This is a genomic window from Mesorhizobium sp. M7A.F.Ca.US.007.01.2.1, assembly GCF_003998165.1.
GTDB lineage: Bacteria > Pseudomonadota > Alphaproteobacteria > Rhizobiales > Rhizobiaceae > Mesorhizobium > Mesorhizobium ciceri.
The window spans coordinates 1-11,941 of record NZ_RZQP01000195.1; the positions used below are offsets into that span (position 1 = coordinate 1).

Genomic DNA, 11,941 nt, shown 5'->3' on the forward strand with positions numbered 1-11,941 from the left:
GCGGATAGGCGGCCAGATCGGCAAGGCTGACCGACGGGCGATCCGCCAGGGCATGGCCTGCCGGCAACAGCGCGTGCGGGCGAAGTTCACGCAGCAGGATGCGGGCGAAATGCGTCGGCAGGCTGAGATCATAAGTCAGGCCGAGATCGATGGCCGCGTCACCCAGCCGTCGACCCAGCGTCTCGAACGTCTCGTCGCGAACGACGATCTTGACGGCCGGATAGCGTTCGGAGAAGGCGCGGATCAAAGCCGGCGCGAAGAAAGGCGCCAGATCCTCGAAGCATCCCAACACCAACTCGCCGCTGACAGCCGATTTGCTTGAACCCAGGCCGATGAGTTCCTCCGTTTCGGTGAGAACCTGCCTTGCCTTGGCCACGACGGCGCGGCCGAACGATGTCGGCGACACGCCGCTTCCCCGCTGGCGGACGAACAGTTTCTGGCCGAAATTCTTTTCGACCGCGTCGATGGCCACCGAGATCGACGGCTGAGAGACGTTCAGCATCTTTGCCGCGCCGGTGACGCTGCCGTGACGCGCCACGGCAACCAGATAGCGCAGCTGCGTGAGAGTCACACTCATAGGGGCACTCTATATGTCAGATCGAAAGTTATTATTTTACCGAATGACTGACTGTTGCGATAGTGGCTTTATTCCAAGAGGAGAACGCCATGGCTTCCCGGACTGCCACCCTCGACGCCACCAGGATCGGCGCGTCCACGATTGCCGACTATCAGCGTGACGGCGCTGTTTGCATTCGCGGCGCCTTCAAGGGCTGGGTCGACACGATTGCCGCCGGCATCGAACGCAATATGCAGAACCGCAGCGCCACCGCATCCGACATAGCCAACGGTCGCGGTAGTTTCTTCGATGACTACTGCAACTGGGAGCGCATCCCCGAATTCGTCAGCCTGGTACGGGACTCACCCGCCGCCGAACTGGCGGCGGCGGTGATGCAGTCGCGCACCGCGCAGTTCTTCCATGATCATGTGCTGGTGAAGGAACCCGGCACGCAGAAGCCGACGCCCTGGCATCAGGACATCCCCTACTATTTCGTCGATGGCCAGCAGACGGTGAGCTTCTGGATACCCATCGACCCGGTGAAAGAGGCGACGCTGCGGCTGATCGCCGGCTCGCACAAATGGGACAAGATGATCCTGCCGGTGCGCTGGCTCGACGATAGCAATTTCTATGCCGGCGAGGGCGACTATCTGCCGGTGCCCGATCCCGACAAGGATCCGTCGATGAAGGTGCTCGAATGGGAAATGGAGCCGGGCGACGCCATCCTGTTCGACTTCAGGACCGCGCATGGCGCGCGTGGCAATATGACCGCGGCGCGGCGCCGGGCGCTGTCGCTGCGCTGGGTCGGTGACGATGCGCGCTATGTCGAGCGGCCGGGCCGTACCTCGCCGCCCTATCACGGCCATGGCATGCAGCCGGGGCAGAGATTGCGCGAGGACTGGTTTCCGGTGGTTTTCTCCGCCTAGCGAATCGCCAGAAAATTGGCGGCGGGGATAACGTTCCCGTGCGCAATTGCGATCTAAACACCCTGATGCCTTGACCCGTCGCCCGGAGAGCAATAGCGGGTCTCCAAGAGACTGTTTCGAAATTCGCTCTGGCGAGTCATATGGTGGTGGTTTCGAGAACCGTAGCGGAGCGGACATTTGGTCCGTGAGCTCAGTTCTACTGCACGCAGTAGAACGGGAAGCGCAGAAAACGCCATCAGATGGCCGCCAGAGCAGAATTCGGCATCAAGAGGTGGCCATGAACGTTCTTCTTCTGGGCTCCGGCGGCCGCGAACATGCGCTCGCCTGGAAGATCGCCGCGTCGCCGCTGCTGACGAAGCTTTATGCCGCCCCCGGCAATCCGGGCATTGGCGGCGAGGCCGAACTGGTCAAGCTCGACATCGCCGATCACGCCGCGGTCACCGCATTCTGCCGGGAGAAAAAAATCGACCTCGTCGTGGTCGGTCCGGAAGGCCCGCTGGTCGCCGGCATTGCCGACGATCTGCGCGCCGAAAATATCCGCGTCTTCGGTCCCTCCAAGGCAGCGGCACAGCTGGAAGGCTCGAAAGGTTTCACCAAGGACCTCTGCGCCCGCTACAACATCCCGACCGCCGCCTATGGCCGTTTCAGTGACCTGGCCTCGGCCAAAGCCTATGTCGAAAAGACCGGGGCGCCGATCGTCATCAAGGCCGACGGGCTCGCTGCCGGCAAGGGCGTCACCGTCGCCATGACGCTCAGTGAAGCACAGGCAGCACTCGATGCCTGCTTCGATGGTTCCTTCGGCGCCGCCGGCGCGGAAGTTGTGGTCGAGGAATTCATGACCGGCGAGGAGGCGAGCTTCTTCTGCCTCTGCGACGGTACCACCGCACTGCCCTTCGGCACCGCGCAGGATCACAAGCGCGTCGGCGACGGCGACACCGGTCCGAACACTGGCGGCATGGGGGCCTATTCGCCGGCACCGGTGATGACGCCGGAACTGGTCGAGCGCACCATGCGTGAGATCATCGAGCCGACCATGCGCGGCATGGCCGAACTGGGCGCGCCTTTCTCCGGCGTGCTGTTTGCCGGGCTGATGATCACCGACAAGGGGCCAAGACTGATAGAATACAACACCCGCTTCGGCGATCCGGAATGCCAGGTGCTGATGATGCGGCTGAAGGATGATCTGCTGGTCCTGCTCAACGCGGCAACCGACGGCCAGCTGGCACATACTTCGGTGCGCTGGCGCGACGAGGCGGCATTGACCGTGGTGATGGCGGCGAGAGGCTATCCCGGCACGCCGGAAAAGGGCTCGGTCATCCGCGGCGTCGAAGATGCGGCGGGCGACGGCGTCCAGATATTCCATGCCGGTACCGCCATCAATGGCGGCGCGCTGGTTGCCAATGGCGGCCGCGTCCTCAACGTCACGGCGACGGGAAGCACGGTCGGCGAGGCGCAGAAACGAGCCTATGCCGCGCTCGACCGCATCGGCTGGCCGGACGGTTTCTGCCGCCGCGATATCGGCTGGCAGGCGGTGGCGCGCGAACAGGGAAACTGAAGTCCGCGTTGGCTTACCGCTGGCCGCGGTCGAGTTCGGTCGAAGCGGTGCTGAGCGGATCGGCAGCGGCAAACGCAGCGTCGAGTTGTGCGGGCGAACGCCGCTCGGTCCGCTTCCAGGCGACATATTGGACAATGCCGAAACTCGGTCTCCGGGGCACCGTCTTCACGACCGGCATGCGGAAGCCGTCGCGGAAACGGGACCAGCGTGTGCCCAACGCTGCGACCATGTCCTCGAAAGTCGGCGGCGCGGCCACAGACGCATAGGTGATGGTGACATTGCCGGCGAGGCCGGCCTCGCGTGAAACCGGTAGCGGTATGGAGGCGAGATAGTCCGGCGGCACGTCGATAAGCCCGCCGAACGGCCATTGCGAGCGCAGCGTGGCGGCGTCGGTCGGCGCGACATTCACGTCTATGTCGTTAGGCGTGCCGGCAACCCTGTAAGGGCAGCGGAAACGGCCGCAATTGGCTTGCGCCGAAAACTGCCACAGTGCGTAGCCTTGCCAGTTGCCCATCGGAAAATGCACGTCGATGTCGGACTTATAGCGGGCATACCAGAGCGGCAGCCGCGACAGGAGCCGGTATCGGTAGCTGTTGTCGGCAATGTACTGGGCGGTCTTGCCGTTGGTGTACAGCACCGGGAAACGGCCGATGCGCCGATGCACCTGGCGGACGAACTCCTCGGCATCGTCGAGCGACATCCATTGCGAGGGATCATTGCCCTCGATGTCGAGAGCCATGAGATCGTCGGGCGCAGGCTCGGCGAAATCGAGGAAATTGTTGGCCTGTTCGACCGGATTGCCCGGGCGGGCAAGGTGATAGGCGCCCCATTTCAGGCCGAGTGCCTTGGCCACCACCCGGCGCGTCTGGAACAGTTCGCGCGTCACCGCATGGCGTTTCCACAGCGCCTTGCAAAGCTTCACCTCAATGTCGTTGCCCAGGCAGAAATAGGGCGGCGGCATGCCGTCGGAGGCCTTGTTGATGAAGCCGACGACCCGCTTGTCGGTGGCGAGTTGGGCCCAATCGATGGAATTGTATTCGTAGGCATCGACCACCAAAGCGCGGTCGGCGTTCTTCCAGGGTTCGGAAAAATCCGAAGCCTTTGCCGCCGTGGACAGCGCCATCGTCGCCGCCAAGGCGAGAAGCGCCAGCGCATGTCGCCCAAAAGTGTGCAGCGGTTTTGGGGCAACGACATGCGGAGGAAACAATGGCTTGAAGGGCGTCGGCACGACACTCTTCAAGCGGCGAAGGAGGCGCGCCGTCCTTTTCAAAACAGGGAATCCCCGTTGATCAAAGACAAATCCTGAACGGCTATGGTTAAGGAAGTACTTTCGGGGCTGACTTCAGAAAAGCTGGCGACGCATCAGCTGCTAGAATTCAAACGGGTCCGGAGCCGGCTCTTGCCGCAGCGTGCCCTCGGCGGCGCGTTTGCGGTGGTGGGCGAGTGAGCATTGCGGCGAGCATAATATGCCGCGATCCGACCAGTAGGCGGCCCCGTGGTCCAGTCTGCCGCCATGGTAGCAGAACCCCTCCGCTCGATAGGGCAGGCCGCATTCGATGCAGCGATAGGCGTCGGGTCTGGCAAGCATGGGATAATCCGGTGCGTGGTTTTGATCGATTGCCGATTGATTTGATCCGGCGTCGGTTGAATTTAATACGCGCTGCCGCGATTGCAAAATCCGCGTGACAAAATTTGACGTTTACGTAAAAAGAAGATGGGAGACTGCCCAAAGGGCGGGATGGTTTGCGGCAGCGCTGGGCCTTAGGATCTGGGCCGATGCATCAGGAGGAGTGAGCGGCATGTATCGGGCACCGGTCGAGGATATCGCGTTCACGCTCAAGCACGTGGCTGGGATGAAGCCGGCGCTTGATGCGGGCAGGTTCGGCGATCTCGGCGAGGATCTGGTCGATGCCGTTCTTGGCGAGGCCGGCCGCTTCGCCACCGAAGAGGTCGCACCGCTGTACAAGATCGGCGATCAGCAAGGTGCCGTGCTGAAGGGCGCCGCGGTCACCACGCCGCCCGGCTGGAAGGAGCTCTATCGCCGCTGGATCGATGGCGGCTGGAACGCGCTCTCCGGGCCTGAGGCCTATGGCGGCCAGGCGCTGCCGACCATGCTTGGCGTTGCCGCGCTCGAAATGTGGAACTCCGCCGCGATGGCCTTCGGCATCGGCCCGACGCTGACCATGGGCGCTGTCGAAGCGCTCGACAAACACGCCTCCACAGACCTCAAGGCAAAGTATCTCGAAAAGCTCGTCTCCGGCGAGTGGATGGGCACGATGAACCTGACCGAGCCGCAAGCCGGTTCGGACCTCGCCGCCTTGCGCGCCCGCGCGGAGCCGGTGGGTGACGGCAGCTACCGCATCTTCGGCCAGAAAATCTTCATCACCTATGGCGAGCACGACTTCACCGACAACATCATCCATCTGGTGCTGGCGCGGCTGCCCGATGCGCCGGCCGGCACGCGCGGCGTATCGCTGTTCCTGGTGCCGAAATTCCTGGTCGGCGACGATGGCGCGCTCGGCGCCCGCAACGATGTCTTTTGTTCCGGACTTGAGCACAAGCTCGGCATCCACGCCTCGCCGACCTGCACCATGATCTATGGCGACGGTTTCCAGGGCGCCAAGCCCGGCGCTATCGGCTGGCTGATCGGCGAGGAGAACAAGGGCCTCGCCTGCATGTTCACGATGATGAACAATGCGCGGCTTTGTGTCGGCATGCAGGGGGTAGCGGTCGCGGAAGCCGCAACGCAGAAGGCGATCGCCTATGCCAATGAACGCCGGCAGGGCAAGGCCGCGAGCTACACTGGCACGGGTATGGCGCCTATCGTCCATCACCCCGATGTCCAGCGTAACCTGCTGACCATGAAGGCGCTGACCCAGACCGCGCGCGCCATCAGCTATTCCTGTGCCCACGCCATCGACATGGCCCGTGTCTCCGCCGGTGACGAGGCGGCACACTGGCGCGACCGCGCCAATCTGCTGACGCCGCTGGCAAAGGCCTTCTCGACCGATATCGGCGTCGAGGTTGCCTCACTCGGCCTCCAGGTTCATGGCGGCATGGGCTTCATCGAGGAGACGGGAGCGGCCGCCTTTTATCGCGACGCGCGCATCGCACCGATCTACGAGGGCACCAACGGCATCCAGGCGATCGATCTGGTGATGCGCAAGCTGCCGCTCGGCGGCGGCAACCATGTGCATGGTTACATCGCCGAACTGGCTGATATGGCCGCAGCGGTGCGGACCTCGAACCTGCAGGGTTTCGGCCGCACCGCCGACGCTCTCGACGCGGCACTTGGCGATCTCGGCGAAGCGACCCGCTTCCTGCAGAAACTGGCGGCCGAAGGCCGGGCGGACGAGGCGCTGGCGGGCGCGACGCCCTATCTCAGGCTGATCTCGCTTGCCGCCGGCGGCGCCTATCTGGCGCGCGGCGCTCTTGCCGATCAAGGCCGTATTCCCCTTTGCCGCTTCTTCGCCGAAAACCTGCTCGGCGAGGTCAGCGCTTTGCGGGCGCGCGTCATCGATGGCGCCGAAAGCCTCGCCGCTGCCGGAAAAACGCTGATTTCCGCCTGACGTTCACAAGGAAAGAACCGTGACAGACCATATCCTCGTCGAGCGCCAGGGCGCCATCCAGATCATCCGCATGAACCGGCCGGACAAGAAGAACGCGCTGACGCGCGCCATGTATGCGAAAATGTCAAAAACCCTGGCCGAAGGCGACGCCGACCCGGAGATCCGCGTCCATGTCTTTCTCGGCGTGCCCGGCGCCTTCTCCTCAGGCAACGACCTTGCCGACTTCATGGTCATCGCCACCGGCGGTGACGGCGGCACCGAAGTCTGGGACTTCCTGATGGCGCTGGCCAAGGTTGAGAAACCCATGGTCTCCGGCGTCGACGGCATCGCGGTCGGCATCGGCACGACGCTCAACCTGCATTGCGACCTGACCTTCGCCACGCCACGCACCGTGTTCAGGACGCCTTTCGTCGACCTTGGCCTGGTGCCTGAGGCGGGATCGAGCCTTTTGGCGCCGCGCATACTGGGCCAGCAAGGCGCTTTCGCGCTGCTCGGCCTCGGCGAGGGCTTTTCGGCTGAACGGGCGAAGGCCGCCGGCCTGATCTACGAGGTGGTCGAGGAAGCAGCACTGGAGGCCTCGGTGCTGGCGGCCGCCGGCCAGATCGCGGCCAAGCCGCCGCAGGCGCTGAAGATCGCGCGCGACCTGATGCGCGGCTCGCGCGATGATCTCCTCGCCCGCATCGGCGAGGAAAGCGAGCATTTTCGCGAGCGCCTGAAGTCCGATGAGGCGCGCGCCGCGCTCACCGCGTTCATGACGAGAAAGAAGGCCTGAGCCTCTTCTTCAGGGATAAAGCCTCGTCTTGTCCCAGGCGCCTTTCGCGTTGCGGCTGAAGACGAGCCGGTCGTGCAGGCGGAACGGCCTGTCGTGCCAGAACTCGATTGTCGTGGGCACGATTCGGAAGCCGGACCAGTGCTTTGGCCGCGGGATCTCGCCGATCGGATAGCGTGCCGTGTATTCGGCCACTGCCTTCTCCAGCGCAAAGCGGCTTTCCAGCGGCCGCGATTGTTTCGAGGCCCATGCGCCGATGCGGCTGCCGCGCGGCCGTGTCGCATAGTAGGCGTCGGCTTCGGCGTCGCTGACGATCTCCACCGGTCCGCGAATGCGTACCTGGCGGCGCAGTGATTTCCAATGGAAACACATCGCCGCCTTCATGCTGCCAAGAATCTCCTGGCCCTTGGCGCTCTCGAAATTCGTGTAGAAGACAAACCCGCTTTCATCGAACCCCTTGAGCAAAACCATGCGCACATCCGGCATGCCGTCGGTATCGACGGTCGCCAGAGCCACGCCGTTGGGGTCGTTCGGCTCGCTTTTCGTGGCGTCGTCCAGCCATGCGGCAAACAGGCGAAACGGCTCGGCAGCCTCGGTAAAGTCACCGCTTGTTAACTCAGTGTCACTCATAGTTTTTCTCAAATTGTCACGAAGATTCTTACAAAGCCAAGATTCTTAACGAAGCAAGGGGGAGGCTGCCGATTGTCGCTTATCGCGCAAGCTTTTGACAGCAGGCAATGGAGCGTTATCGCTTCGGCCAGCGCGAAAGCCGCGATCGTGGCGGTCGCCTTGCCGCTTGCCGCTTGTGGCGCCGGCGGCTTCAGCCTGGAAAAAGCCGAAGTCGACCGCTCGATCCTGACCAGCAGCACATCGGCCTCGGCCGCGCCGGCCAGTCTGGATCGCGACTCCGACCAGACGACGATCGGCAATGCAGTCTCCTCGGCCGACATCGAGCAACTCGGCGGGCAGGCCGTCCCATGGGCCAATGCCGGTACCGGCTCGCGCGGTTCCATCACCGATCTGGCGGAATTGAAGGACAACGGCCAGACCTGCCGCCGCTTCAAGGCCTCGCGCGAAAGCTTTGACGGCGTTGCCATGTTCGAAGGCGAACTGTGCCTGGCCAGCGCCGGCGGCTGGCGCATGCAGGACTTCAAGGCGCTCTGATTTTCCGCGTCTGATATGCGGCTCCAGCACTGGAATTTCTTCCTATGGGAGCGCATATAAGAGGCAACCAGAGACTCAACTCTTCTCCAGGGCAGTAAGCATGCGCGACCCCTATGAGGTGCTGGGCGTTGCCAGGAACGCATCGGCCAAAGACATAAAGTCGGCGTACCGGAAACTCGCCAAAAAGCATCATCCGGACCAGAATCCGAATGATCCAAAGGCGAAGGACCGTTTTGCCGCAGCCAACCAGGCCTACGAGATCGTCGGCGACGAAAAGAATCGCGCCGCTTTCGATCGCGGCGAGATCGACGCCGACGGCAAGCCGCGATTCCAGGGCTTTGAGGGCGCTGCCGGTGGCGGCGATCCGTTTGGCGGCTTTCGCCGGCAGCAAGGTCCGGGCGGCTCGCGGTTCGAGTTCCGCTCCGGTCGACCCGGTGGCGATCCGTTCGACGGCAACAGCGACATCTTCAGCCAGATTTTTGGCGACACTTTCTCCGGCGCGCGCGGTCCCGGCATGGGCGATCGCCGCCAGCAGACGACCGCTGCCGATCTGAACGTGACGCTCGACGTCACCATCGAGGAAGCGGCGACCGCTGAAAAGGTGACGGCGATGTTCCCCGACGGCCGCAAGGTGGCGGTCAAGCTGCCGGCCTATGTCGAGGATGGCCAGACCATCCGCCTCAAGGGCCAAGGCGAGCAGGGGCCGGGCCAGCCAGGCGACGCGCTGGTCAAGATCCATCTGCGCCGGCATCCACGCTACCGCATCGAAGGCCGCGACCTGCACGCCGATCTGCCGGTGGCACTGGCGGATGCCGTGCTCGGCGCCAAGGTGCCTGTCGAGACGCCGACCGGCAGGCTCGCCGTCAACATTCCGGCCTGGTCGAGCTCCGACAAGGTCCTGCGGCTGAAGGGCAGAGGCCTGCCGGAAAAGGCCGGCGGTCACGGCGATCTCTACGCTCATGTGCGTATCATGCTGCCGGAAGGCGGTGATAGCGCACTCGAAGCGCTGTTGCGCAGCCAAAAAGGCTGATCGGCGGCTTTTGTCCCCTGAACTGTCCGTTTTGAGCGCTTGAAGGGGCTCTGTGCCTGTGCGATAGGGCAACCCACAAAGCTGAAATCTTGCGGAGAGCGCTCACATGGCGGGTGGACAGGGCCTAATGGCCGGCAAGCGCGGCCTCATTCTTGGCGTCGCCAACAATAGGTCGATCGCTTATGGCATTGCCAAGGCCTGCGTCGATCATGGCGCCGAGATAGCGCTGACCTATCAGGGCGAGGCGTTCAAGAAGCGTGTCGAGCCGCTGGCGGCGGAACTGGGCGCCTTTGTCGCCGGCCATTGCGACGTCACCGATCCGGCGAGCCTGGATGAGGTTTTCGCCAATGTCGCCAGACATTGGGGCAAGCTTGATTTCCTCGTCCACGCCATTGCCTTCTCCGACAAGGATGAGCTGACTGGCCGCTATGTCGAGACGTCACGCGACAATTTCCTGCGCACAATGGACATTTCGGTCTATTCCTTCACCACCATCGCCAAGCGCGCCGAGGCGCTGATGACCGATGGCGGCTCACTGCTGACGCTGACCTACTACGGCGCCGAAAAGGTCATGCCGCACTACAACGTCATGGGTGTCGCCAAGGCGGCGCTCGAGGCCAGCGTGCGCTACCTGGCGGTCGATCTCGGCGCCAAGAAGATCCGCGTCAACGCCATTTCGGCCGGCCCGATCAAGACCCTTGCCGCTTCCGGCATCGGCGATTTCCGCTACATCCTGAAGTGGAACGAGTACAATTCGCCGCTGAAGCAGACGGTGACGCAGGAGGAAGTCGGCGATTCCGGCGTCTATTTCCTGTCCGACCTGTCGCGCGGCGTCACCGGTGAAGTGCACCACGTCGATTCGGGCTACCACGTCGTCGGCATGAAGGCGGTCGACGCGCCTGATATTTCGACGGTCAAGGACTAGCACCCCCCAACCGTCGTCCGTCCCGATCCGCACCGGAAGACCTGATGTACCCGCTGGTTTATATCGCGCGCCACGGCCAGACCGCGTGGAACGCCGAAATGCGGCTTCAGGGGCAGGCTGACACCGATCTCAATGCTCTTGGCCGCGAACAGGCGACCGGCAACGGGCTTCGGCTAGCTGCGTTGGTTCCAGATCCCTGGGAATTCGACTTCGTCGCCAGTCCGATGAAACGGACGCGCGAAACGATGCAGCGTATTCGCGCCGCGATGAAGCTGGATCCGGATGCCTATCGAACCGATCCGCGCCTCGTCGAGGTCAATTTCGGCGATTGGCAGGGATTTACCTTTCCCGAGCTGGAGACCCGGTATCCCGGAGCAAGCGGGACGCGTGCTCTGGACAAGTGGAACTTCCAGCCGCCCGGCGAAGGCGCCGAGAGCTATCAGATGCTGCTCGAACGGGTGAGGCCATGCTTCGACGCGATTGAACGCCAGACGATATGCGTGACCCATGGCGGCGTCATGCGCACCTTGTTTCGTTTCGTTCTGGGATTGGCCGAGGACGAGGCAGCGAACCTGGAAATGCCGCAGGATCGCCTGCTCAAGCTCGAAGGCAAGAGTCTGGAGTGGCTTTGATGCATGTCGCCCAAAAGTGGCCCCGGTTTTGGGAGAACGACATGCATAAAACAAAGACCTAAAGCGGGTCGCCTGAAATCCGTTCAGACGCGACACGCTCTAGGCCATTTCGCAGGCGGCTCGGCGAAAGCTGAACCGCAAACGCTGCATTCAATTGAGGTTGGAAGCTCTAGTTGGCTGAGCTGTCCGGCAGTTCCATGTCGGTGATGACGTTTTCGCCATTGGTCACATCGTAGGCGATAACGATGTCCATGCCCGGCTTCAGCGCGTCGAGATCGGTCTCTGCGTTCAGCTTATAGGACTTGCCGTCATCCAGCGTCAGCGTCGCCGTGTCCTTGTCGATCTTCTTGATCAGGCCTTCGGTCTGGCCGGCGAAAGCGGCGGTGGAAAGCAGCAGCGTGGCGGCAACGGCGCTAATCAGGGTACGCATAATCGTTCCTCTTTATCATTGCACCGGCATGGCGGCGGGCTGTTCAACAGCGGATGGAGCAGAGCAGAAACCAACCGAATGTGTCAAAACTAAATCCGCCAGATCACAGTTTGACCCCTGTGAAAAACGCCAATAGAACGCAATCTTCAGCCGGCTCCGATGCCGGGCAGGGTCATTTCATGTCTCACAACACGTTCGGCCACCTTTTCCGCGTTACCACCTGGGGCGAAAGCCATGGCCCGTCGCTCGGCTGCGTGGTCGACGGCTGTCCGCCCGGCATCCGCTTTACGCGCGACGAGATCCAGGCCGAACTCGACAAGCGCCGGCCGGGACAGTCACGTTTCGTGACGCAGCGTCGCGAACCAGATGAAGTGAAGGTGCTGTC

General features: G+C 62.9%; 14 protein-coding genes. 9 read left to right on the forward strand and 5 right to left on the reverse strand.

Annotated features, from left to right (window positions below; all coding sequences use genetic code 11):
- On the reverse strand, positions 1-577 hold a 577-nt coding region (locus EN949_RS26640), incomplete at its 3' end, for a LysR family transcriptional regulator (RefSeq protein ID WP_164782552.1).
- Between the two features lie 89 nt (positions 578-666).
- Between EN949_RS26640 and EN949_RS26645 the strand changes: the two genes are divergently transcribed.
- Together EN949_RS26645 and purD are read left to right on the forward strand one after the other, a co-directional pair.
- Entirely contained in the window at positions 667-1,482 is an 816-nt protein-coding gene (locus EN949_RS26645; protein ID WP_127367451.1) for a phytanoyl-CoA dioxygenase family protein, read from the forward strand.
- 277 nt (positions 1,483-1,759) lie between these two features.
- Positions 1,760-3,037, forward strand: coding sequence for a phosphoribosylamine--glycine ligase (gene purD, locus EN949_RS26650; protein ID WP_127370976.1), 1,278 nt, complete (start codon positions 1,760-1,762; stop codon positions 3,035-3,037).
- 13 nt (positions 3,038-3,050) lie between these two features.
- On the opposite strand, the gene EN949_RS26655 is transcribed toward purD, so the two are convergent.
- Together EN949_RS26655 and EN949_RS26660 are read right to left on the reverse strand one after the other, a co-directional pair.
- Positions 3,051-4,160, reverse strand: a complete 1,110-nt coding sequence (locus EN949_RS26655) for a glycoside hydrolase family 25 protein (RefSeq protein WP_164754944.1) — start codon at positions 4,158-4,160, stop codon at positions 3,051-3,053.
- A gap of 246 nt (positions 4,161-4,406) precedes the next feature.
- Positions 4,407-4,625 (reverse strand): hypothetical protein, encoded by a 219-nt coding sequence (locus tag EN949_RS26660; RefSeq protein WP_013532811.1) that lies wholly within the window; start codon positions 4,623-4,625, stop codon positions 4,407-4,409.
- Between the two features lie 211 nt (positions 4,626-4,836).
- Here EN949_RS26660 and EN949_RS26665 point away from each other — a divergent pair, with 211 nt between their 5' ends.
- Both EN949_RS26665 and EN949_RS26670 read left to right on the forward strand, forming a co-directional pair.
- Positions 4,837-6,606, forward strand: coding sequence for an acyl-CoA dehydrogenase (locus tag EN949_RS26665; protein ID WP_127371506.1), 1,770 nt, complete (start codon positions 4,837-4,839; stop codon positions 6,604-6,606).
- Positions 6,607-6,625: 19 nt separating this feature from the next.
- The gene (locus tag EN949_RS26670) at positions 6,626-7,378 is read left to right on the forward strand and encodes a crotonase/enoyl-CoA hydratase family protein (RefSeq protein ID WP_127366790.1); all 753 of its coding nucleotides are present in this window, start codon (positions 6,626-6,628) and stop codon (positions 7,376-7,378) included.
- A 9-nt stretch (positions 7,379-7,387) separates the two neighbouring features.
- On the opposite strand, the gene pdxH is transcribed toward EN949_RS26670, so the two are convergent.
- Positions 7,388-8,005, reverse strand: coding sequence for a pyridoxamine 5'-phosphate oxidase (pdxH, locus tag EN949_RS26675; RefSeq protein WP_013532806.1), 618 nt, complete (start codon positions 8,003-8,005; stop codon positions 7,388-7,390).
- A 72-nt stretch (positions 8,006-8,077) separates the two neighbouring features.
- Here pdxH and EN949_RS26680 point away from each other — a divergent pair, with 72 nt between their 5' ends.
- The 4 genes from EN949_RS26680 to EN949_RS26695 all read left to right on the forward strand — a co-directional run bounded on the left by EN949_RS26680 (position 8,078) and on the right by EN949_RS26695 (position 11,126).
- On the forward strand, positions 8,078-8,539 hold the full coding sequence (locus EN949_RS26680) for an RT0821/Lpp0805 family surface protein (RefSeq protein WP_013532805.1): 462 nt from the start codon (positions 8,078-8,080) through the stop codon (positions 8,537-8,539).
- Between the two features lie 100 nt (positions 8,540-8,639).
- Positions 8,640-9,569, forward strand: a complete 930-nt coding sequence (locus EN949_RS26685) for a J domain-containing protein (protein WP_127366791.1) — start codon at positions 8,640-8,642, stop codon at positions 9,567-9,569.
- Between the two features lie 106 nt (positions 9,570-9,675).
- A complete protein-coding gene (gene fabI, locus EN949_RS26690) occupies positions 9,676-10,494 on the forward strand; it encodes an enoyl-ACP reductase FabI (protein ID WP_063167666.1) in 819 nt (272 codons plus the stop codon).
- 44 nt (positions 10,495-10,538) lie between these two features.
- On the forward strand, positions 10,539-11,126 hold the full coding sequence (locus EN949_RS26695) for a histidine phosphatase family protein (protein WP_127366792.1): 588 nt from the start codon (positions 10,539-10,541) through the stop codon (positions 11,124-11,126).
- Between the two features lie 169 nt (positions 11,127-11,295).
- On the opposite strand, the gene EN949_RS26700 is transcribed toward EN949_RS26695, so the two are convergent.
- Positions 11,296-11,556 carry a DUF1344 domain-containing protein gene (locus EN949_RS26700; protein ID WP_013532801.1) on the reverse strand — a complete coding sequence of 87 codons (261 nt, stop codon included), beginning with the start codon at positions 11,554-11,556 and terminating at the stop codon, positions 11,296-11,298.
- 179 nt (positions 11,557-11,735) lie between these two features.
- Here EN949_RS26700 and EN949_RS26705 point away from each other — a divergent pair.
- On the forward strand, positions 11,736-11,941 hold a 206-nt coding region (locus tag EN949_RS26705; protein ID WP_127371828.1), incomplete at its 3' end, for a chorismate synthase.

Coding starts and splice junctions, on each gene's coding strand:
- EN949_RS26645 (WP_127367451.1), top strand. CDS start 667: ATGGCTTCCCGGACTGCCACCCTCGACGCCACCAGGATCGGCGCGTCC.
- purD (WP_127370976.1), top strand. CDS start 1,760: ATGAACGTTCTTCTTCTGGGCTCCGGCGGCCGCGAACATGCGCTCGCC.
- EN949_RS26655 (WP_164754944.1), bottom strand. CDS start 4,160: ATGGCGCTGTCCACGGCGGCAAAGGCTTCGGATTTTTCCGAACCCTGG.
- EN949_RS26660 (WP_013532811.1), bottom strand. CDS start 4,625: ATGCTTGCCAGACCCGACGCCTATCGCTGCATCGAATGCGGCCTGCCC.
- EN949_RS26665 (WP_127371506.1), top strand. CDS start 4,837: ATGTATCGGGCACCGGTCGAGGATATCGCGTTCACGCTCAAGCACGTG.
- pdxH (WP_013532806.1), bottom strand. CDS start 8,005: ATGAGTGACACTGAGTTAACAAGCGGTGACTTTACCGAGGCTGCCGAG.
- EN949_RS26685 (WP_127366791.1), top strand. CDS start 8,640: ATGCGCGACCCCTATGAGGTGCTGGGCGTTGCCAGGAACGCATCGGCC.
- fabI (WP_063167666.1), top strand. CDS start 9,676: ATGGCGGGTGGACAGGGCCTAATGGCCGGCAAGCGCGGCCTCATTCTT.
- EN949_RS26695 (WP_127366792.1), top strand. CDS start 10,539: ATGTACCCGCTGGTTTATATCGCGCGCCACGGCCAGACCGCGTGGAAC.
- EN949_RS26700 (WP_013532801.1), bottom strand. CDS start 11,556: ATGCGTACCCTGATTAGCGCCGTTGCCGCCACGCTGCTGCTTTCCACC.